Annotated in this window: 21 protein-coding genes; 9 read left to right on the top strand and 12 right to left on the bottom strand. The window is 53.8% G+C overall.

All coding sequences use genetic code 11. The features are described from left to right. Positions 1–28: 28 nt before the first annotated feature. Positions 29–466, bottom strand: a complete 438-nt coding sequence (locus tag WBY09_RS04725) for a MaoC family dehydratase (protein WP_063088640.1) — start codon at positions 464–466, stop codon at positions 29–31. A gap of 243 nt (positions 467–709) precedes the next feature. Here WBY09_RS04725 and WBY09_RS04720 point away from each other — a divergent pair, with 243 nt between their 5' ends. Further along, positions 710–1501 carry a class I SAM-dependent methyltransferase gene (locus WBY09_RS04720; protein ID WP_197145932.1) on the top strand — a complete coding sequence of 264 codons (792 nt, stop codon included), beginning with the start codon at positions 710–712 and terminating at the stop codon, positions 1499–1501. On the opposite strand, the gene WBY09_RS04715 is transcribed toward WBY09_RS04720, so the two are convergent. After that, entirely contained in the window at positions 1502–2293 is a 792-nt protein-coding gene (locus tag WBY09_RS04715; protein ID WP_336232118.1) for a sterol desaturase family protein, read from the bottom strand. It abuts the gene before it with no gap. Positions 2294–2468: 175 nt separating this feature from the next. On the opposite strand from WBY09_RS04715, the gene WBY09_RS04710 reads away from it, so the two are divergent. The 4 genes from WBY09_RS04710 (at position 2469) to WBY09_RS04695 (ending at position 7851) form a co-directional block, all read left to right on the top strand. Then, positions 2469–3497 (top strand): M23 family metallopeptidase, encoded by a 1029-nt coding sequence (locus WBY09_RS04710; protein WP_336232117.1) that lies wholly within the window; start codon positions 2469–2471, stop codon positions 3495–3497. A gap of 121 nt (positions 3498–3618) precedes the next feature. Further along, complete coding sequence (locus tag WBY09_RS04705) at positions 3619–6054, top strand: bifunctional diguanylate cyclase/phosphodiesterase (protein WP_197145938.1); 2436 nt, start codon at positions 3619–3621, stop codon at positions 6052–6054. A gap of 547 nt (positions 6055–6601) precedes the next feature. Further along, complete coding sequence (locus WBY09_RS04700) at positions 6602–6928, top strand: hypothetical protein (protein WP_063088636.1); 327 nt, start codon at positions 6602–6604, stop codon at positions 6926–6928. A gap of 59 nt (positions 6929–6987) precedes the next feature. Further along, positions 6988–7851 (top strand): NUDIX hydrolase, encoded by an 864-nt coding sequence (locus tag WBY09_RS04695; protein ID WP_197145940.1) that lies wholly within the window; start codon positions 6988–6990, stop codon positions 7849–7851. 81 nt (positions 7852–7932) lie between these two features. On the opposite strand, the gene WBY09_RS04690 is transcribed toward WBY09_RS04695, so the two are convergent. The 3 genes from WBY09_RS04690 to WBY09_RS04680 all read right to left on the bottom strand — a co-directional run bounded on the left by WBY09_RS04690 (position 7933) and on the right by WBY09_RS04680 (position 9777). Continuing rightward, a complete protein-coding gene (locus WBY09_RS04690) occupies positions 7933–8415 on the bottom strand; it encodes a hypothetical protein (protein WP_063088634.1) in 483 nt (160 codons plus the stop codon). A gap of 114 nt (positions 8416–8529) precedes the next feature. Next, positions 8530–8991: a hypothetical protein gene (locus WBY09_RS04685; protein WP_064780015.1), complete on the bottom strand. Its 462-nt coding sequence runs from the start codon at positions 8989–8991 to the stop codon at positions 8530–8532. A 126-nt stretch (positions 8992–9117) separates the two neighbouring features. Further along, positions 9118–9777, bottom strand: coding sequence for an NnrU family protein (locus WBY09_RS04680; RefSeq protein ID WP_197145942.1), 660 nt, complete (start codon positions 9775–9777; stop codon positions 9118–9120). A 199-nt stretch (positions 9778–9976) separates the two neighbouring features. Here WBY09_RS04680 and WBY09_RS04675 point away from each other — a divergent pair, with 199 nt between their 5' ends. Next, entirely contained in the window at positions 9977–10417 is a 441-nt protein-coding gene (locus WBY09_RS04675; RefSeq protein WP_063088632.1) for a GcrA family cell cycle regulator, read from the top strand. A 100-nt stretch (positions 10418–10517) separates the two neighbouring features. Here WBY09_RS04675 and WBY09_RS04670 read toward each other — a convergent pair whose 3' ends face one another. Beyond that, the gene (locus WBY09_RS04670; protein WP_197145944.1) at positions 10518–12479 is read right to left on the bottom strand and encodes a bifunctional 2',3'-cyclic-nucleotide 2'-phosphodiesterase/3'-nucleotidase; all 1962 of its coding nucleotides are present in this window, start codon (positions 12477–12479) and stop codon (positions 10518–10520) included. Positions 12480–12632: 153 nt separating this feature from the next. Beyond that, positions 12633–13913, bottom strand: a complete 1281-nt coding sequence (locus WBY09_RS04665) for an MFS transporter (RefSeq protein WP_197145946.1) — start codon at positions 13911–13913, stop codon at positions 12633–12635. A gap of 155 nt (positions 13914–14068) precedes the next feature. On the opposite strand from WBY09_RS04665, the gene WBY09_RS04660 reads away from it, so the two are divergent. Continuing rightward, entirely contained in the window at positions 14069–14869 is an 801-nt protein-coding gene (locus WBY09_RS04660; protein WP_197145948.1) for an AraC family transcriptional regulator, read from the top strand. Positions 14870–14880: 11 nt separating this feature from the next. Here WBY09_RS04660 and WBY09_RS04655 read toward each other — a convergent pair whose 3' ends face one another. Together WBY09_RS04655 and WBY09_RS04650 are read right to left on the bottom strand one after the other, a co-directional pair. Next, complete coding sequence (locus WBY09_RS04655; RefSeq protein WP_336232112.1) at positions 14881–15459, bottom strand: hypothetical protein; 579 nt, start codon at positions 15457–15459, stop codon at positions 14881–14883. A 374-nt stretch (positions 15460–15833) separates the two neighbouring features. Further along, complete coding sequence (locus tag WBY09_RS04650; RefSeq protein ID WP_197145950.1) at positions 15834–16394, bottom strand: hypothetical protein; 561 nt, start codon at positions 16392–16394, stop codon at positions 15834–15836. Between the two features lie 420 nt (positions 16395–16814). Here WBY09_RS04650 and WBY09_RS04645 point away from each other — a divergent pair, with 420 nt between their 5' ends. Beyond that, positions 16815–17852, top strand: a complete 1038-nt coding sequence (locus WBY09_RS04645) for an AraC family transcriptional regulator (RefSeq protein ID WP_197145951.1) — start codon at positions 16815–16817, stop codon at positions 17850–17852. A gap of 136 nt (positions 17853–17988) precedes the next feature. Continuing rightward, a complete protein-coding gene (locus tag WBY09_RS04640) occupies positions 17989–18930 on the top strand; it encodes a DMT family transporter (protein WP_064779785.1) in 942 nt (313 codons plus the stop codon). 8 nt (positions 18931–18938) lie between these two features. Here WBY09_RS04640 and WBY09_RS04635 read toward each other — a convergent pair whose 3' ends face one another. The 3 genes from WBY09_RS04635 to WBY09_RS04625 form a co-directional block, all read right to left on the bottom strand. Then, a complete protein-coding gene (locus WBY09_RS04635; RefSeq protein ID WP_064779786.1) occupies positions 18939–19832 on the bottom strand; it encodes a ketopantoate reductase family protein in 894 nt (297 codons plus the stop codon). Between the two features lie 103 nt (positions 19833–19935). Further along, complete coding sequence (locus WBY09_RS04630; protein WP_336232111.1) at positions 19936–20868, bottom strand: nitrilase-related carbon-nitrogen hydrolase; 933 nt, start codon at positions 20866–20868, stop codon at positions 19936–19938. Between the two features lie 100 nt (positions 20869–20968). Then, positions 20969–22009 carry an extracellular solute-binding protein gene (locus WBY09_RS04625; protein WP_336232110.1) on the bottom strand — a complete coding sequence of 347 codons (1041 nt, stop codon included), beginning with the start codon at positions 22007–22009 and terminating at the stop codon, positions 20969–20971. Positions 22010–22084: the final 75 nt, after the last annotated feature.

The following is a 22084-nucleotide window of genomic DNA, read 5'->3' as shown; positions in this document are numbered from 1 at the left end:
CCGACAAAAAAGCGCAGGCTTTCCGGCATCAGGCGCGTGAAGGCACCATCACGGTTGCCTCGCCCGAGATCACGCAACGATCCCCGACATAGCAGTTGGTTTCCATAATGGCGCGTTTCTTGGCCGGGATCAGTTCACGCACGGTCACACGTGCTGTCACGGTATCGCCGATCCGAACCGGTGCCTTGAATTGCAGGTTCTGGGAAAGATAAATCGTGCCAGGCCCCGGCAGGCGCGTGCCAAGGACCGTCGAAATGAAACCGGCCGACAGCATGCCATGGGCAATGCGGCCTTCGAACATCGTGGTTGCGGCGTAATCCTGATTAAGGTGCACCGGATTGGTGTCACCGGTAATTCCGGCAAACATTACGATGTCGGTTTCGGTTACCGTTTTTCCATAGCTGCCCGACAGCCCGATCTCAAGATCTTCGAAATACAGCCCATGAAGTCCGTCGCGTTCATCCATTTCCTAGAAACCCTATGCCTGTTGCGCGGTCGCTTACATTGCAGATGTCGCGCTTATAATTATTTTGCAATGCAATATTTGTAATTTTATTGCGCATTTTTCGAAATGAGCAATGCCTATTTCGTCGAATGTCTTTTTGATAAGCGCTTGAAATTGTCTGAAACGGGGACATATCAGGGCATGCCCACCTGTGATATCAATGATCTAGGGTCCATAAAAACAAACCTTTGGGAAACGCCCCCGATGAACAACACAATTGCAGACACCTATGAAATTGCCATGGGTCGATGGAGCCGCCGACTGTCGCGCAGCTTCCTTGATTTTGTTGCCGCACCGTCTTGTGGGGCGTTGGTTGATGTTGGATGTGGTACGGGCAGTCTGACCTTGGCGGCCGCCAACCGGTATCCGGATGCGCGGGTTGTCGGCATTGACCTGATCCCCGACTACCTTACAGACGCCCTGCGCGAAGAAGCTTCAAATATCGAATTGAAAACCGGGGATGCGTTGTCGCTGCCGTTCGAGAACAACAGTTTTGATACTGCCTTCTCGCAGTTGTTGATCAATGATCTGGAAGACCCGGAAAAGGCGGTTGCCGAGATGGTCCGCGTCACCAAACCGAACGGAAAAATAGCGGCATCTGTCTGGGACCGTGCGGGCGGGTTGACGTTTATCCGCCTGTTTCTCGATGCCGCGGCCATTCTGGTCGGGGTCGAGGGCGAAAAACTGCGCGAAGAGGTTTTCGACGTCCCCTATCAGGATGAAGATGACCTTTATGATCTTTGGTCGGATGCGGGACTGGGCGATATTGAAACAGCAACCCTTGCGGTGCGCATGGATTTCATCGATTTTGATGACTATTGGCAGTCGCTGATGGGGGCACACAGCCTGATCCGCAATTTCTTTAACCGGCAATATGCCGACACGGCCTATGAAATTCAGCAGGCCACACGTCTGGCGTATCTTGGCGGGAAAACCGACGGGCGGCGGTCGCTTGTGGCATCGGCCATGGCGGTCCGCGGCGTAGTACCAGCGTAATCAGCGACGCCGGAACGGCATCCACAAAACGCCCAGCAAACTTTGGCTGTCCATGTCGCGGAATTCCTTCAGGCCGATCTGCATATCGTGATCATTGACCTTGGTGTGATCGATATAGCTGACAAATATCCGGTCCCAGACGGACAGGATATTGCCGTAATTGCTGTTGGTTTCTTTCATCAAACTTGAATGGTGCACCCGGTGCATATCAGGTGTCACGACCAACAGTCGCAAGGCGCGATCAAGGCTTTTGGGCAGATGCACATTGCCATGATTAAACAGGGCAAAGCCACTTAGCATGCTTTCATAAATCACCACCGCCCATGGATCAGCCCCGATCAGCACGACAAAGGTCGATTTGTAGAGTGCCGATGCGACGATCTCGACCGGATGGAAACGCACGGCGGTCGAGACATCAAATTCTGTATCGCAGTGATGCACCCGGTGAAACCGCCAGAACACCGGCACGATATGGGTCAGGCGATGCTGCCAATAGATCGCACAATCAAGAACAATGATGGTGACCAGCCCGGACAATAATGCAGGCATGCCCAAAAGGTTATTTATCCCCCAACCATTGGCCTGCGCCCAGATGGCGGCGGCAATCATCGCAGCCCCGATGGTGAAACGTGCAAGGGCGGCACTCAGCAACAACAGACCAAAATTGGTCAGCCAGCGCATCGGGCGGCGCACGGCTTCCTTGGGTCGATAAGGGGCCACTGCCTCCCACAAGGCCATGACCGCCAGAATGGCGGCAAAGATACCCAGCCGAAATAATCCGCTCTGATCCATTTCATCCTGCCTTGTGTGATAAGGAGCGCGTATGCGTCACCTTGAACTGATATCGGATATCGCAATGTATAAACAACATCTTGCAGTTCGATATCTCATCACCTTTATGTTAGAGAAAGGTGATTCATACTGAAATGCCAGTGCTTGGCGACAAAAACCGATAACGGGGGACTATATGCCAGAACGATCAGGATCCATTCGGACACTCTTTCTTTCCGTGTTCGCGACCCTGTCTTTTGGCAGCCTCGCCCTTGCAGATGGCCCGCCGTTTGATTTGCCGGTCGTTTGTGCCGGCAGCAGTTGTGACATCGTTCACTATGTCGATCATGATGCCGGTCCGCAAATTCGTGACTATGCCTGTGGCACGACAACATATGACGGCCATCGCGGTACTGATTTCGCAATCCCGGATGAAGCCACCATGCTTGATGGTGTTCCGGTCCTGTCCATCGCGGATGGCACGGTCGTTGCCCTGCGAGACGGGGTTGAAGATATTGATTCAGGTCGTATCGCCACCAGCAGCCTTGAAGGCATCGAATGCGGCAACGGCATTCTGATTGATCATGATGATGGCTGGCAAAGCCAGTATTGCCACCTTCGCCGGGGGTGGGTTGCGGTAAAACAGGGCGATCACGTCAGCCGTGGTCAGGTGATCGGGCGGATCGGCATTTCCGGTCAGGCCACCTTCCCCCACCTGCATTTCAACCTGCGCAAGGATGGCGAACTTGTTGACCCGTTCAGTGGCACCGCCATGGGCACCAGCAGTGCCACCGAATGCAATGTCGAAAATGCAGCTCTTTGGTCACCGTCTGCACGCGCAAAGCTTAGCTATAACGAGATCACGCTTTATGGCCATGGATTTTCGATGGCGCGCCCGAACGCATCCGACCTTAAACGCGGATACGGCAAGGATCAGGAACTGCCCCGCACAAGCCCGGCACTTTATTTCTGGGCCTATCTGATTGGCGCCAATGATGGCGATGTCATCCGCATGAGCCTGCAGACACCTGATGGCAAGGGTGGCCATCGCGACTTTGTCATTGATTTGCCCAACGATGCAGGCCCGCGCGCAAAGTGGTTCTTTATCAATATGGACCGCCCCGGAAGCCAATGGCCGGCTGGCACCTATGACGGCGAAATCACCTTTACCCGTGGTGACAATCCCCCGCGCATCATCGGCGAGGGCAAAGTCGTGATCCGCTAGGGACCCCGCCCCGGAAAGATCCGATTTGGGTTGCTTCACGTACACCAGCCGACTTAAAATTACACCAGTAAAATGTATTAGTTATTGAAACTATTACATTAATTTTAGATTTGGCACGTGAATGTACAGAATTTATGACTGTCTGGCACACCAGCACGATATCGTTCTGGTCCTCGTTGCCCTTCTGATTGGACTGGCGGGCATTCATACCGCATTCAATCTGTACGCACGCGCCTGCATCGGTCGCCTTCGTCAGAAAATCGCATGGCTGTTCCTGACCGGGGTTGTGACCGGCGGTGGCATCTGGGCGACCCATTTCATTGCAATGCTGTCCTATGACCCGGTTGTCCCGGTTGGCTATGAGCCCCTTCTGACGGCTATTTCGCTGGCGATTGCGATCGCGACAACCACCATCGGGTTTGCGATTGCCTCGATCAGTGGGCCGCATCTTGTATTGTCGCGTCTTGTCGGCGGCCTTGTTGTCGGGCTCGGTATTTCGGCCATGCATTTCACCGGCATGTCTGCCATCCGTGTTCCCGGCATTATCAGCTGGCACATGGATATTGTGATTGCCGCCATCCTGATGGGGGCCTTGTTCGGCATGGCGTCGCTATATCTGGCCAAGACCGCACAGACCGACCAGCAGAAACTTCTGGGTAAGGCAAACCTGACCATCGCAGTGGCGACCATGCATTTCGGCGCGATGGGTGCACTGGTGATCACACCCGATCCGACTATCCCTGTTCCGGCACAGCTTATTTCGCAGGAATATCTTGCTGTCGGCGTCGCCGTTGTTGCCATCGGGCTGATTGCGATTGGTTTTGTCACCGCCCTTGTTGACCGGCAACTTCGCGATCATGTCAGCAACCGCATGCGCATTCTGGGCGATTCCGCCATCGAGGCGCTCGTTCTGACCCAGAATGGGCGGGTGATTGATGCCAATGACAGTTTCCTGAAACTGGGTGGCGTTACCCGCGCAGACATTCTTGATCAGGATTTCCTGACAGAGTGGCTTTCCGATACACCGGCGGAATTCAAATCAGGGAAGGTCGGTTATGCAGAAACGACCCTGTCCTGGAGCAATAATACCGCCATACCGGTCGAGGTCGTGCGTCGCGAAATTCCCGCCGATGAAATATCGGATGCCACCGTGATATTTGGGCTGCGCGATCTGCGCGAACGGTATGCTGCAGAAAACCATATCCGTTTCCTCGCAGAACGTGACGCCCTGACCAAGCTTTTGAACAGGTCAACATTCAATGACCGACTGGCCGAGGCACTGACGCAATCGGATGAAACCGGCATTCCGTTGACGGTGATGTGCATTGATTTCGACCACTTCAAGGAACTCAATGACAGCTTTGGCCATATTGCCGGCGACCATGCGCTGCGGGAATTGGGTGAACGCCTTGCCGAGCTGTTTAGCGATAATGTAGTGATCGCGCGTGTTGGCGGTGATGAGTTTGTCGCCCTGCTGTCGCACCCTGAACAATCAGATATGGATAACGTTATCGCCCGGTCGCGCGAAACCGCCCAGCAAATCCTTGATTGTGTCGCGCTCCCGGTATTCATCAATGCCGAACACCGTGCGAAGCTTTCTGCAAGTATCGGGATTGCGCATTATCCAACCGATGGCAATGACGCCGAAAGCATTCTTTTTCATGCCGACCTTGCGATGTATCGGGTCAAACAATCGGGCGGCAATGACATTGTGTTCTATTCGTCGGAAATGGACGAGGAATACCGTTTCAAGCGCCAGCTTTCATCGAACCTGCGTCATGCGATGGAGAATGGCCAGCTTGAACTTCATTACCAGCCGCAATGCGAGACCGATGGTAATGATCAGGTGATCCACTCGTTTGAAGCCTTGCTGCGCTGGACCGATCCGGAACTGGGATCGATCCCGCCCGGACGGTTTATTCCGATTGCCGAGGAAACCGGCCTGATTGTGCCGCTGGGCGAATGGGTACTTAGAACCGCCTGCAAAGAGGCCGCGCGCTGGAAAAATCCGCTTGGTATCGGGGTCAATCTGTCAGCAGTTCAATTGCAGAAACATGAACTGCCGGAACTGGTTGCCGAGATCCTGAACGAAACCGGTCTTGATCCGAAACGCCTCGAACTGGAAGTCACCGAGACAGCGCTTATTCACAATCCGGCGCGCTCGATGAAGATCCTGTCTGATATCAAGAAGCTGGGCGTGCGGATTGCCATGGATGATTTCGGCACCGGTTACTCGTCGCTTGCGACCTTGCAGAACTTCCCGGTGGATCGCATCAAGATCGACCAGTCCTTTATCAAGAAGCTGGTCAGCAACGATCAGGCGATTGCCATCGTCCGTGCGGTGATCAATCTGAGCCGCGACCTCAACCTCGAGGTGATTGCAGAGGGGGTCGAAACTGACGAACAGGCAAGCTTCCTGAACGATCATGATTGCCGCTCTGTGCAGGGGTATAAATACGGATACCCCAAGCCGATAAGCGACTACGCACATGTCGTAAATCCGACGGAATCCCCCGAAACCACCGCGAATCGGGACAGCGGCATTGAAACCGTTTGATTGTTATGGAACCGGAACAGGCATAATGCGTTTCAAACAGGCAGGCCCATTACAATTTGTGACAAAACAGGCAGCGAAAACGTGACCTTTTCCATGAGGTTGAAAGTTTTTTGACGTTTTTTGAGCAACAACTCTTGTAACTCGGCCATCTGCCTGCCTATATTTGACGTGTGCCGAGCCCGGCACATTGACACTACCTGTCATAAGACGGAGTAAACATGATGAATAAGCGCAAAGCAGTTGCAATCGCCATTGCCCGTGAACAGCAGATCGCCCGTTCGATGGAAATCCTGTTCGCTGGTACCATTCTGGCCGTCATCGCATCGCTTCTGGTCATCTGACCTACGCTTCGCTTTCATCATTAGCGTCCCCATTCAAACCAACTGGCAAACCAACTGGTTTTGAAGAGACCTTCTTTTAAATAGCTCCATGACACATCACAGCGTCTTTTCGGTCATCATTGCGCGAATTATCAGCCCGGTTGTCTAAGGACACCGGGACGTATCTGTTCGCCTTTTTGATGCACTGAATATCTGTGAGCATTGTCATGACTGATCATGCATTTGCTGCGTCCGCAATGGACGCACATACCCCCAAATCCGTTTACTGTTTTTCCGTTCACGCCGCTGCCGAACCGGACGTGATGCCGCGCGTTCTCGAACTGTTTGCCAAGCGTAATCTGGTTCCTGCCAGCTGGCATTCGACGGTTGCCAATGGGCTGCGCGGTTACGAGGAACTTCAGATCGACATCCAGGTTCAGCAACTTGAAACCAAAGTTGCCGAGCACATCGCGCGATGCCTGCGTCAGATCATTCACGTCAATACGGTTCTGACATCGGAAAAAGGCTATTCAAACTCAGCGCTTAGCGCGTAGGCTGTCTTGGTTGCGGCACTGCAAAACTGGCAGTGCCTCTGCCCGACAGGAGTTCTGAATTGGCCTATCTTGATCATATCCATGCGTGCAATAACGCCAATCTGTCGCGCTATGCCCGGTTTCGCATTGGCGATCTTCCGGTCGGGGCCTTCCGGTCAGAATTTGCCAGCGCCCTTACCGGGCTTGGGGACAGCTTCATCCGTGACGAGAACGGCGAATATGGTTTTGGCCCGCACATCAAAACCATTGATGCGCGTAACCAGACCCTGATCGAGGCAACCGAGGCTCTGTGCCAACAAGGCGTGATCAAGCACCTGCACGGCGAGAAGTTTGATATCCGCAATCGGCTTTCCGACGATCCGTTGTGCCAGCTGGATCGGTTTGCCATGCCTTATTTCGGATGCCGGTCGTGGGGCGTGCATATGAACGGCTTTGTCCGCAAGACCGATGGCATTCACATGTGGATCGCCAAACGCGCGCTGGACAAGCCGACCTACCCCGGCATGCTCGATAACATGGTGGCGGGCGGCCAACCGACCGGCCTTGGTTTCCACGAAAACATGATCAAGGAATGCGCCGAAGAGGCCGGTATTCCAGCAAACCTTGCTGAAAACGTCGTCGCGATCGGTACTGTTTCATATCTTTATGAAACCGATGAAGGCTTGAAACCCGACGTGATGGTCAATTTCGATCTGGAATTGCCAGAGGATTTTGTGCCGCATTGCGCCGATGGTGAGGTCGCGCAATTTGATCTTTTACCAATCGCCGAAGTGGCCGAAATCGTCCGCACCGGATTTGATTTCAAATTCAATTGCGCCCTAGTCGTGATCGACTTTCTGATCCGCCACGGATATCTCACGGCGGATAACGAGCCATCCTATTGCGAACTCGTCACAGGCCTTCACCGCAGCCTTGAGCCCTGATCCGTCCTTTGCCGACACCACAAAAAAGAATGGCACCAACCCGATCCGGGTGGTGCCATCTTCTTACAGGCTTATAGAAATTTACTGACGCGGCGTATTTGGCCCGCCCATCAATGCACCAACGGCCATCACCGTCAGCTTGGCGCGCAGATCGGGATCCAGCTGATCAAGGTCACTTTGTTTGCTGCGCAGCGCCTTGACCGCTTCATTGATCAGTTCCTGACGACGTTCGTCCTCAGGCGTTGCGATCTTGCTTTTCTTTTTGCCAAGCTTGGCATCGGCGGCATTCAGCGCCTTCATGATTTCGGTATGCGGGGCGTCGGCCTGTTCGGTCAGGGTTTCGGCAAGGGCAAGCGCACGGGCTTCTTCGAGCGACATGCCTTCTTCCTGATGGGCAAGGGCGCGGTCTTCGATGCGACGTGCCTGACGCGCCTGAGCGGCTGTTTTTTCCGCAGTGGCGCTGTCACGCATATGGAGGGATTGCGCGTCGTTATAAGCCTGAATCGCATCCCGGCCTTTTTTGCCGACAAAGACGCGCATCAGCGTTTCCTTGAGCAATCCCATCAAATCATCCCTTGATTAAACATCCCGCCCTCGCGTGCAACTGATGTGCAATCAGTATGCGCCCAAAGAGTTTCGAAAACATTGCACCGAAAGACGGCGAAATTTTGCAACGTTCTAAATATGTTGTGCGACGCGGGTTTCTTCAACTGCCAGAATGTAGTCGATCAGTGCCTCGCAGTCGCTTGTTTGCAGATGTTCAAGATCACAAACAAAGTCGACATTCCCCGCGGCCGGATCATCGGCATGACCGACAATACCGACTTTGACATATTCCGCGTCCAGCGCATCGAGTGCGGAAATCAGATCAGCAACACTGACCCGATCTTCTGCCGTCATGGACGTGCGGATCAGAAGCAGGATATCGGCGTCGCAATCAATCACCTGCAGGGCAATGGATTGTGCATCGGAATGGCGGGGCGCCACATCGACGTCAAACCCGCCATCGGCAAACAGGGTTGCGACATGTTTGTGGTGTTTTTCTTCGACGGAGGATGCCGTCGCCAGAAGAAGACGCGGGTGACGTCCTTCCATTTCGGCGAATTTGGCCAGACTGCTCGCAAGTTGAGGAGACGTCATGTTACCTCGCTTGAAACTGCCCTTTGCCATACTATACGGCAAAGCGGGCCAGTGCAGATTTCCTGCACCGCACCCCCAGTATCCCTGTCAAAACCTTGGCTGACAAGCCTTGCGATCAAAACATTATTACCAGCCTGCCATTGCAAGTGGATCGACACCAATCACATGACCATGCCCACCCAGGATCAGGAGATAAAGAACAATCCCGGCAAGGATATCCCGCCCCCGAAAGGCACCCTTCAGGCCTGACAGCGAAAAGCGTCGGGTTGCTGCCAGAAGGATCGCCTGTTCGCCATCCGTCATTCCGCGCAGCCGGATTTTTTCCATCCGCCAGAACCCGATCAGGGCAAAAATGCTGCTGCCGCCAAAGAACAGAACGGCGACAGTATCACCATTGGCGATCGTGTGTCCGGCACCCCAAAGGATCATGCCCAATAGCAATGGATGACGGCAAAACCGATTGACGCCGGGCTTTGCCGGATCAAAGCCGGCTTTTCGACCAATTGACAGCGGACAGGGTTGAAGAATGGCACAGGCCCACAAAATACAGGCAGGCAACATGACAACCACAAGGAGCTGTGCCTGCCAGGTTTGATAGTCCCAGAGCAAAAACGACTCCGCGACCAAAACCTCGTGAATGACCCAGCCAAACAGCAGAACGGACAGGATCGAGAATGCAATAATATAGGGGCGGTAGCCAATACGTCTTATAAGCCTTTCGCGCAGCAAGCCCGGAATAATGTGGCCTGCAAGGAAAACGGTCACTGCAATGAAAAACCCTGCCAAAACGCGATCCCCTCTTTACATTGTGGCTTCAACATGCAAATTGCCCTGTTCGCGCAGACGGGCCGGGATGCGAATCTCCAAGACCCTTGCGTTACACGATATTAGCGGATACCTCTGTATCCCTGTTTGACATCGAACAACAAGCACCTGCCGCCGGATATTCTGACCGGCAGACCAAGAAATACGGAATATACTCGAAATGAGCTGGACGCCGGAAAAGATTGAATTGCTGACCTCGCTCTGGAATCAGGGTTGGACCACGGCACGCATCGGTGAAGAACTGGGCGTTGGCAAGAATGCCGTCGTTGGCAAGGCACACCGCCTTGGACTGCCCAAGCGCCCGTCCCCGATCCAGCGCCGCGCCGAGGAAGCAGAACAGAAAAAGGCACCGGCCCCCAAACAGCAGACCAAAGGCATTTCGATCTTTGATCTTGGTCCGGGCATGTGCCGTTGGCCGTTTGGCGATCCGGGCGATGACGACTTCCATTTCTGCGGCAAGAAAATCGTACCGAGCAAGCCTTATTGCGACGAACATTGCGCACAGGCCTATCTTAACGGCAAGAACCCGCGCGAAGACAATCCCCCTGCACAGCAAGGTGGCCCCGGCGGCAAAGGCCCGCAGGCTGCAAACCGGAAATAATACCCTCTGCGCCAGGCAATCGCCTGCAGAGACACCGAGATACAAAAAAGCCGCCTGATCAGGGCGGCTTTTTCGTTGGGCGATATCAAGGTTCTGTTGGTTACCTTGTTTGCAGCACGTATTTGGCAAAGCCTTCCTGATCCTCGCCAACGAAGCTGATATTGTCAGGTGCGTTCACGGCCGAGGATGCCTTGGGGCTGGTAACAAACGTTACATCGGACGCCTCACCGATTGGGGCAAAGGTCCAGTTGCCATCCGCCTTCGGATCAATTTCCTTTTCGGTCAGGATATAGTTGGCAAGCACCGTACGGTTTTCATCTGGTGCCTCGACAATGATCGTCGATCCATCAAGGCCCGGGAAATTGCCACCACCGCCGGCGCGATAGTTGTTGGTCGCAACGACAAACTTCTGATCTGCTGTCACCGGTTTGCCTTCGAAGCTCAGATTGACGATGCGGTGACTGTCGGGATTGATCACTTCGCCCGCCTTGTTATAGCGGGCCGGTTTGGTGACATCGATTTCGTAGGTCACGCCATCAATCACATCATAATTATAGGTCGGGAAATCCGAGTTGATCAGAGCTTGTTCTTCGCTGCTGTTCGGATCAATCTGATTGAACTGGCCTGCTGACATTTCAAGCCATTCACGCACCTGATCACCATCAAGCAATACTGCGCGCACGGTGTTTGGATAGATGTAAAGATCCGCGACATTTTTAAGCGCAATTTTGCCTTCGGGAATGTCGGTGAAATAGTCCGGACCACCACGACCACCGGCCTTGAACGGCGCCCCGGCCGACAGGATTGGAATGCCATCATATTCCGATCCGTTCAGGATCTTTTCGAGATACCATTTCTGGGCATTGGTCACGATCTGGATCGAAGGATCATCGGCCACAAGCGCAAAGAAGCTGTTGATCGGTGCCGACGTGGTGCCCACACCTTCGCGCATATAGGCAATGGTGGCTTCGTGCTCTTCCTTGACCGCGGCAATGATTTCCGGATCGGCTTCAACCAGCGGCGTCACGGTCCGGCCTTCGCGCTGATAGATCGGACGTGCATCAGACAGACTGTCGGTGACACTCCATTCGCCGTCATCGGTGACATTCAAGGTCAGGTCAATCACGCCAAGATGGCTGCCCCAGAAGCCAGGCATCACTGCCGCAACGCCGTTGATTGTGCCTTTGGCAATATCGACACCTTCAAGATCGGAAAAGGCCTCAGACGGGAACACAGTGTGGGCATGGCCAAACAGGATCGCATCAATGCCATCGACTTCGGAAAGGTAATAGGTGGCATTTTCTTCCATGCCATTACGCGCCATGGTCGACAGGCCGGAATGCGGAACAGCAATGACGATATCCGCACCCTTTTCGCGCATTTCCGGGACATATTTTTTTGCCATCTCGACAATGTCTTTTGCAATCACATTGCCTTCCAGATTGGCCTTGTCCCACTGCATGATCTGGGGCGGCACAAACCCGATCACACCAACCTTCGCCTTGTGCACCTTGCCGTCATTATCGGTAAACTCCCGATCCAGCAGCACATAGGGTTCGAAATACGGCTTGTCGTTGTCGGGATTGTCATCGCCATCATCAACAAAGACGTTGGCACTGACATAGGGGAAGTTGGCACCGGCCAATGATTTACCGAGGAAATCGAGACCGTAGTTAAATTCATGGTTCCCGATATTGGCCGCGTCATAACCAAGAAGGTTCATCGCCTTATAGACCGGATGGACATCACCGTCCTTAAGACCACGTTCCTTGGCCATATAATCGCCAAGCGGATTGCCCTGGATCAGGTCACCATTATCGATAAAGACAACGTTCTCTGCCTCGCCACGTGCGGTTTTAAGCAGGGTCGCGACCTTTGCCAGACCAACCGTGTCGGACTCGCCATCACGGTAATAGTCATAATTAACCAGATGCGTGTGGATGTCGGTGGTTTCGAGGATACGCAAAGACACCGTGCTATCGGCCAATGCCGTGCTGCTTACCAGTGCAAGTGCCATCGAAATCCCGGTCATCCGGGCAGCGTTTTTGTGAATGAATACCATCGAGCCGTGTCCCTGCTTATGCGTTAAACCGCGAAACTGTAATCCCGTTTAAATGGCGGGGTTTTGAAGATTTTGCGAAAAAGGCAGGGCAAACACAAACAGAAACGCCTGCCACGATCGGCAGGCGTTTCTGGTCTGAGAGATATTTGGTGATCAGGCTGGCTGCATCGCGGTTGACTTGTATCCGCGAATAACCTCGTTGCCGGGCTCCGGATCGTGTGGGACGTTCAGGGCCAACACCAGCGAGACAAAGGCCATGGCGGCCCCGGCAAGGAACACCGCACCCGGCGAAATCAGCCAAATCAACCCGAAGGCCGCCGGGATGAAAACAGCCGCGATATGGTTGATCGTAAAGCTGACCCCGGCGGTTGAGGAGATGTCAGCCGGATCGGCGATCTTCTGGAAATAGGTCTTGATAGCGATCGCCAGCGCAAAGAACAGATGGTCAATCACATAAAGACCACCGGCCAGAATGTGGTTTTCGACAAAGGCGTAGGAGACGAAAACAATGAACAGTCCGACATATTCGAAGACCAGCGCACGGCGTTCGCCCCATTTGCCGATCATCTTGCCGATTTTGGGGGCCAGGAACATGTTGATCACGTGGTTAAGCAGATACAGCAAAGTGATGGTTGCTGCGTCATAACCGAACTTCTCGACCATCAGGAAGCCGGCAAACACGGTAAAGATCTGACGGCGTGCGCCACTCATGAAAGTCAACGCATAGTAAAGCCAGTAGCGTTTGCGCAGGATCAGCTTCTTGTTCTGCGGATGGGCATCAGCAAATTTCGGAAACGCCCCCCAGACAAACAAGGCGGCCAGGACCGTCAACGCACCGCCGAACAGATAGACGTAGCGATACTCGACGGCAAAGACTTCGAGCATCACCCAAACCATGCCAAACATGATCAGCGACGAAATTGATTTTGCCGACAGTTGCCGTCCCATGACCATGGCGGTGCGATCCTTGCGCACCCATTGCAATGACAGGGCCTGTTGCATGGTTTCGAAATAATGGAAGCCGATCGACATCAGAACCGTCGTGCAATAAAGCCCGATCACGGTCGGGAAATAGCCCGATATGGCAACGCCAATTCCAAGCACCAGCAAAGACAGAACTGCAAATGTCTGTTCACGCAGGACCAGCAGCACAAAAATCGCGGTAAAAGCAAGGAAACCGGGGATTTCACGCAAGGACTGCAAGATGCCGATCTCGCGGCCAGTGAAATCGGCCATTTCGACCGAAAAGTTGTTTAGAAGCGCCATCCAGGTCGAAAAGGACAGCGGCATGGCGGCCGCCATAACGATCAGCAGAACTTCCGGATTGCGCCAACCCTTATGAACCGGGGCTGCACTCACATTATTGGGGGCGTCGGGCGCATCACCAAGTGGGGCCGCGTGATTGCTGGCTTCCGGTATGATTTCGTTGGACATTGTACCTCCGAGGACAGGATCGTTGTGGTGGCGACGCCCCTGTCACATCTTGTGCGTTTTGGAATGCGACCAAGTTAAACCTGTCCGATCCGTCTGTCTTGCGGTAATCTGCCATCATATATCGCAATCAAGACAGATTTGAATGTCGCCGCATCATGGTTCATATCCTCAATACCTTTGACGGACGTCCGGAACATCACAACAAGGTCCCCCGCCCGCGTGAGTTGCCACGCGCGGTATATGTCCGCGTCAGTGATATGCCTGCTGGCTATCATGTTGCGGCACATAGCCATGACTGGAACCAGCTTTTATATGCGATTGAGGGTACGATGACCGTGGTGACAGAGGCCGGGATGTGGATCGTGCCACCACAGCGCGCAGTATGGGTCCCGCCCCACACGCAGCATGCCGTGACCTGCACCGGGTTTACCCGAGCCCGCCACCTTTATATCGGTCGGGACGTTGCCGCCAACCTGCCCGATCGCTGCATGGTTCTGGAAGTCAGTCCGCTTTTGCGCGAACTGATCCGGGCCGCAACAGAAATTCCGGTCGAATATGATGAAGATGGGGAAGAAGGACGCCTGATCCGGGTGCTTCTGGATCAGATCAAGGCGCCAGATCAGGACAAGCTTTACCTGCCTGCGCCCAAGGACACCCGACTGGCACGCATCTGCGATCACTTGCAAAGTGACCCGGCAGATAACCGCACGCTTGAGGATTGGGCAAAAGTATGCGGTGCCTCAAGCCGGACGCTTGCCCGGCTTTTTCAGCGCGAAACCGGCATGCCATTCCGCGAATGGCGGCAAAAGCTTCGTCTGCTCCATGCGCTTGAAAAGCTCGCCAATGACCGTCCGGTAACCGAGATTGCACTTGATCTTGGATACGAAACCCCATCGGCCTTTATCGCAATGTTTCGCAAGGTCACAGGCCGCACACCGGGCAGCTATTTTCGCTAGGCCCGGGATGCTCAGTGGTCGTAACGGGTTACACGTGGTTTTGGCGGAATGATCTCGTGCTCGGGCTCAAGATATGTTCCGTACCGCTTTGTCACTTTCACATGGTCCCGGCAAGGATTCTGTCCGTTGGTGCACATGTTGTGAAGCTGAACCATGAATTCCGAGGACAAGCCGTTTCGTTCATGCGTCGCGTTTTCCGACGCCCGATTGGTAAACCTGCCATTGCTCAGACGATCAAGGCGCTTATCCGCTTTCGGCGCAACGGCACCGTCATGATGCATGACGCGGATGCCTTCAAGAAACGCCATCATTTCCATCACTGATTTAAGCATCCCGACGCTGTTTTCGAAGGTTCGGGTCACGGCGACTGAAGCTTCTTCTATGTAGTCGGCAAATAATCCATCACCGTCTGCATCGGAAGGTTCGTATTTGTGTATGCCCGCTGCCATGCGGCTTTTCCAAGCCTGATGGTTGGGCTCATTGACGCGACGCCCTGGAAGAATATGGCTGTTTTGTCCCCAGTCACGTCCATGACCGGTACAATTAACCTCACCCTTCCGGCGTGCCGGATGTGGTTCGTACGACATCATCTCTTTCCCCAGAGCGTAATAATTGCGCTTCTCTGATATCCATGCCCTTACTTGAACGCAGATATTCCCACTCTGTGAACGGACATGTGTCTTATTATTTAATCCACAAATACCACAGGTTGTTTGCTGGAATTGCACATTCCATCCATATGAATATGCAAATTGTCCAAAAAACGTGGCAAAACCCAGCTTTTCGGCTTTGGAAAAGCACGCAGCAGCCAACAGCCCCCAGATACACTATCCGGTCTGATGCGCATTTATGCCTGGATCAGGAAACAGAAATACACACTGCAATACACACCGGGTGATCGCAAGTCAGCCTCACCTCGGGCAGTGATACATCCAGTCCTCTATGGTCGACCTTGAGTTTATTTTTAGTGCGAGACCCGTGATACGACATCATTCGCCGCTTGAATGCGGTCGCCATAGGCCATCGCCTTCGCACCATGGTTGAGCGACGGAATGCGTTCCGACGCGCCCAATACGGCCAGCTGGTCAATCACGGCCAGCACCCATGGGCGGGTGTCATTGCCTTCGCCACCTGCTGACGACGTGTCTTTCGTATGATCCAAAAGTCGCTCGTCTGCGCTGAAGATATCATTTTCATTAGACACAGAACGGATGGCTTCCAATACGCGGACCAGTTCAGAAAGCGACTTCATCATATCGAAGGTCGCCGCAAGAGACTGGTTCACAGAAGACGGTTCTGCACCTTGCACCATCTCAGGATCGCCAAAGCATGACGCTGCTGATGGTTCATCATCAAAGGATAGGAACACCGGTTCCTGATCTTCCCGGCTCTGCCAGAAATTGTGATTTTTCTCGCCTTGACGACGTCCGGGTAACACGTGGCAGTTCTTTCCCCAGTCGCGGCCGGGGCCGGCATAGTTTTTCTCCCCCGTCCGGCGTGCCGGATGTGGTTCTGTCGAATGCATCTAATCCCCCAAGGTTCGGTGCACACACTGATAAGGGCCGCCAGCGTTTTCTGTTTTTCGTCATAGGCGGCATCTCTGTTTTTTGGATTTTTACCATGTGCAGCGGGGTGACAATGCACGAAGCGTCCAAAAAAATGTGCGAACCATCCAAAACACCTAATAAAGGGATTTCGAAAAAATAATCCCTAACATCCCGTATAGCCATAAGACCTTAAAACCAAAGGTATAATCCAGATCCACTTACGCAATCATAATACCTTTGCGTTCATTTTAACCTAAACCTATACCTTTGTGGTTTTGACGGAACGCCCGGTTTCCGCTTAATATGAAAAAAATCTGGTATTAGAGATGTCGAATATTAATCCAGATGCACCCGCGCAAGTAGCGTTGTTTGCAATGAAGCAAAACCGGGAGTCAGGCATGACACAGTCAGCAACCCATACTTTTTTCACGGTCAATGACCTACCCATGTCCAAACGTTATGACGTTTGGCAAAGTAGTATTGACTGCATTTTCAGCGTCGAAACCCTTCCCGACATCCGCAAGAACAACTTCCATGCAACATTGGATGCGGATCTGTTGGGATCGATGATGATTGCCCGCACCAACAGCACACATCAGTTCTGGGAACGCAGTTCCAAGACAATCGCTGCCGACGGCATGGATCATTATATGGTCCAGCTTTACTATAACGGTGGTATGTCGACAGATGATGGCAAGGACGGCCAGGAAATAGAAGCTGACGGCTTGCTCTTTCAGGACCTGTCGCAAGTCGCACGGGCGACAACAAGCGATTTTGATAACCTTGCCTTCATCATTCCTCGCCCCCTTCTTGAAGACCGGCTTACCCTGCCCGAAGATCACAACATGCGGTTTCTCAGCCCACGTGACCCGATGGTCCGGATTGTTGCAAATCTGATGCGCTCGCTGAAGGCCAATGCGTCTGCGCTTAAGAGCGAGCATGCCCATGTGCTTGAAAACAGCTTTGCCGATATGCTTGCCGCCTGCCTCAATTCCGCATATGGCGAAACAAGCGAGACGACCAATAAACGCCAGAACCTTGAAGTCATGACGCTAATCCGGCGTTATTTCCGTGAGAATTTTTCGCGCCCCGATCTCACCCCGGACCGTGCGGCAAGAGAGTTAGGCATTTCACGGTCCAAGCTGTATCAGTTGCTTGAAGAGCATGGCGGCGTTTATCGCTATACACGTGATCTGCGTCTGCGCCGTGCCAAGCAATTGCTGAGCACCACAACGAAGCGCCCCCGTTCCCTTTACGACGTCGCGCTTGAGTGCGGGTTTTCCAGTGACACGTCCTTCATCCGGGCATTTCGCGAAAAATTTGACATGACGCCGGGTGATTTCAGACGCAGCCAGCAAAATGCATCGAATAACGTGCAGGACGCGGATGGCAGTGAACGTGATACACGCTATGAAAAGTGGCTGCACACCCTTTAAAGAGCACCTTTTGCCGCCAAACCGTGTCAGATTTCCCGCATCTCTGACATGAAATTTTATCAGTATTGCCCGCCACCAACTTACGATATTCCTGAAAACAGGTGCCAAGCACCCGCCACCATTCAGGAAGATCGCAATGAACAGTTTCTGGTCTGGAATTGGGTTACGCCTTGCCGCGACCGGATTGTTCGGGGTCATGAACCTGTTTGTACGGTTGGCATCCTTTGAGGCCCCGACCGGTCAGATCGTTTTTTGGCGGAGCAGTGTCGCACTGATCCCGATTGTGCTGTATCTGATGTGGCGCAATCAGTTTCCCAGGGCGCTTAAAACCAAACGCCCGTTTGGACATCTGAAACGCAGCACGTATGGCTGCGTTTCGATGTTTCTGGCCTTTGTGTCACTGGCTTATCTGCCACTGGCGCTGGCCACTGCACTTGGCTTCCTTGCCCCGCTTATTCTGATCCCGGTTGCGATCATCACGCTTCGTGAAAATCCGGGATGGCTTGTGATCAGTGCAACCATCGGCGGCTTTGCCGGGGTGTTCCTGATGCTGTGGCCGATGCTGTCGACCCCGGGGCTGGATCACAATACCCTGATCGGGATTGGTGCCGGTGTGGCCTTTGCTGTCACCACTGCCTTTGCCAAGGTACAGATAAAGTCGCTGACCACGACGGAACCATCCGGCACTATTGCCTTTTACTTTGCCGTGATCTGTTCGATCGGTGGACTTTTGACCATCCCGTTTGGCTGGGCCCCGCTTTCGACAAGCAATATTGTCTTTCTGATTGGCGCCGGGCTGACCGGCGGGCTTGCCCATATCGCCATGACCGAGGCACTGGCGCGTGCCCCGGCATCGACCCTGTCGGCCTTTGAATATACTGCCATGATTTGGGCGATCATTCTCGATCTTGTCGTGTTTGGCGTATTGCCGGCCCCGATCAGCCTGATGGGCGGGGTCTTCATCGTGATGGCCGCGGCCCTGGTGATGTTTAACGACCAGATCGTTGCAGCCGTTGCCCGCAAATTCAAAAGAACGCCCGAGACATCAACCGAGCCGGCCAACTCCCCGGCCGAATAACCCGGCGATTAGGCCAATTTGGTTTCCTGAAGCTTGGTCAGGGCATGCAGGGCAAGATTGGTCGGCGTCGCGATACCAAGCTCCGCCCCCTTGCGAACGATATACCCGTTCAGGAAATCAATCTCGCTTGCTTTGCCGCGTGCCAGATCCTGTGCGGTCGAGGAAAACTGACCGGGCATGGTTTCGGCGATCTTTTCAATCGCGCCCCAAACATCACCCGGCACCGTCACTCCACATCCCTTGGCAACGGCCAGACATTCATCCACCGCATTACGCATTACATCCCAGACACCGACACCTTGCACGACCTCACCGTAAGGGAGCTGCGTGATCGCCGAAAGCGCATTATAGGCACAGTTCAAAATCATCTTGGCCCACAGGGCGCCGTCGGCATTGTCGGAAACCTCAACCGGAATTTTGGCTGGCACCAGTGTATCGACGACTGTCTGACTTTGCGCAGATGGGCCGATGACAAGCTCGCCCCGCCCGTGGTGTTTGACGTGGCCCGGGCCGCCCATACTGGTCGCTACATAGACCACCACCGGAATGACGGGTTGACCAAGAACACCGCCAAGTCGTTCGGCGTTATCCACACCGTTTTGCAGGCTTAGCACAATTGTGTTGGCAGAGATGAATGGCTTAATCTGCTCGCCGGCCTCAATGGTGTCGGTGGACTTAACGCAAAACAGGATCATATCCGCACCTGCAACACCGGCGGCATCGGTATTCCCGGTCACGATGACATATTCCTGCGAGGATCCGAAATCGAGCAACAAGCCATCGCGGTTCATCGCCTCGACATGGCTGGGACGCCCGATCAGGGTAACGTCATGACCAGCACGGGCAAGCATCGCCCCGTAGTAACACCCAACTGCCCCGGCACCCATAACCGCGATTTTCATGATGACTGTTCCTGATTTAGATTTATGTCGCTGTCACAGGAAACATCATCTTTGAAGCGCCATGCAGATCAAGCAAAGATTTCGGGATGTTCCCACGCAGGGGCTAGCCGATTTTTGTGACCGACACATGGCCTGCCGTCCAGCCGCCCGGCCAGACTTCGGCCTCGCCATTACGAAGCGTGCGAACCAGTCCAATCGGCACATCCTTGGCAATCAGAACTTCGCCATCGGCACCGTCATCAAAGGTCGGTTCGGTCTCGGCAAAGCGGCCGGTATGTCCTAGTTGCGGTTCGCACGGGGTATAGACCGAACAACCGGAATAGTTGGTCGGATTGTTGGTGGTGTTGACCGCAGCACCCGTCGTGCCGCAGGCAGCAACCACGGTCATCAGTTCAACCGCACGCGCCTTTGCACAGCCAAACACCCGGTGATAGCCCGATGGTGTCATGGTCATGGATGGCACGAGCAACAAATCAATATTAAGCGGTGCCAGCAGGCAGGACAAGGCCGGCATTTCAATATCGAGACAGATCAGCACGGCAACATTCAGCCCACGCCATTTGATGACATTAAAAGCCTTGCCCGGTGTCAGGTTCCAGTTTTCCGGTTCCTGTTCGCCCGGCGTCAGGGACAGCTTGTCCTGAATGATGGCATCGCCTTCGGGGGTGAAAATCATCGCGCTGTTGGTTTGCCCGGCATCCGGATTTTCGGGATCAATGTGCCAGGGCATGCTGCCAGCCACGAGCAGCATGTCATGCTTTTTGGCGAGCTCGGCGCCATATTTTCGGGCCTCGGGCGCGAGGTCAGCCATCCAGGCGATTTCTTCACCTGTTTGCAAACCATCGGGCTTAAAGGCCAGCCATTGTTCGCTGGCATATTCCGGCAGGACAAAGATCTTTGCCCCCTGCTTTGCCGCCTCGGCCATCTGGGCATCAACGTGATTGGCCCACCCCACCAAGTCTTTAACGGGTCGGCCAAGGTTCGTCGCCCACAGGGCAAGGGTTACATATTCGGGGAAGGATGCCGGAGACGTCATGATCAGCGTTCCTGATATTCAGAGGGGCGTTTAGCTAAAATCGGCATGATCCGGCCATCAACTGACAGCCGGATCAGATAAATCGGGAATGGACCCAGACTTAGTTTTTAAGTTTGGTCCAGACACGGTTACGAAGATCACGCGCCTTGACCGAGCAGTTCTGCGACGCGATCAAAAGGTCTGCGTATTCTTCTGGCATGTTCACGGCCGGATCGGAATTCAACGCCGGATCCATGAATTCGCCAGTCCCCTTGATCGAGTTCATGTAACCAGCATAGTTCGACGCTTCTGCCGCGTTTTCGGGCTGCATCATCCAGTTAATGAAGGTCTTGGCGTTTTCAAGGTTCGGTGCACCCGCCGGAATGACGAAGTGATCGGCCCAATAGGTCAGGCCTTCCTTCGGATAGACAAACACAGCCTCGGGGATGCTTTCCTTGGTCCGGTGGGCGGCACCGTTCCACTGCATGTGCATCTGAACTTCGCGGGCCGACATCCGGTCGATGGTCCCCTCAGAGCTGTAAACAGCAATATAGGGTTTCTGTTTCATCAGAACATCAAGGACCTTCTGGGCCTGTTCGGGATCTTCGGTACATTTTTCAACACCGGCATAGTAGGACGCGGCATTGAACATTTCGACTTCGTCGTTCAGCGCGCCAATCTTGCCGCGGAATTCTTCACGCGGTTCGAAGAATTCCTTCCAGCTGTTTTCAAGTTCGCCGTCAACCGCCGCCGCATCATAGGTGAAGCCGGTGGTCCCCCAGAGATAGGTCACGGAGTATTCGCGCTCCGGATCGTATTTCATGGTGTCGTGCGGCTTGGCAACGTTACTGAAGTTTTCAAGGCTTTTGGCATCGAACTTGGTTGCCAGACCTTCCTTGATCATCACGTCAACCATGTAGTCGGATGCGACAGCAATGTCATAGCCCGATGCACCGGCCTGAAGCTTTGCCAGCATGGTTTCGTTGGAATCATACACATCAAGGGTCACCTTGATGCCGGTTTCTGCTTCGAACTTTTCCATCAGTTCCGGCGGAAAATAGTTCGACCAGTTATAGAAAAACAGTTCGCCATCCGCCTTTGCCGAACCGACCGACAACAAGGCGATCGCGGATGCTCCCAGAAGCACAGAACGTAGTTTCATCGTGAGACTCCCAAATAAGGACGGTGGGTTGTTTTGTTATTCGGATGGCCGGCCCGTCCGGGAACCGGCAATCCC

The sequence above is a fragment of the Thalassospira sp. CH_XMU1458 genome, from assembly GCF_037027205.1.
GTDB classification, from domain to species: domain Bacteria; phylum Pseudomonadota; class Alphaproteobacteria; order Rhodospirillales; family Thalassospiraceae; genus Thalassospira; species Thalassospira tepidiphila.
Note: the sequence above shows the minus strand (reverse complement) of the source record. Positions and strands in the feature narration are given on the sequence as shown.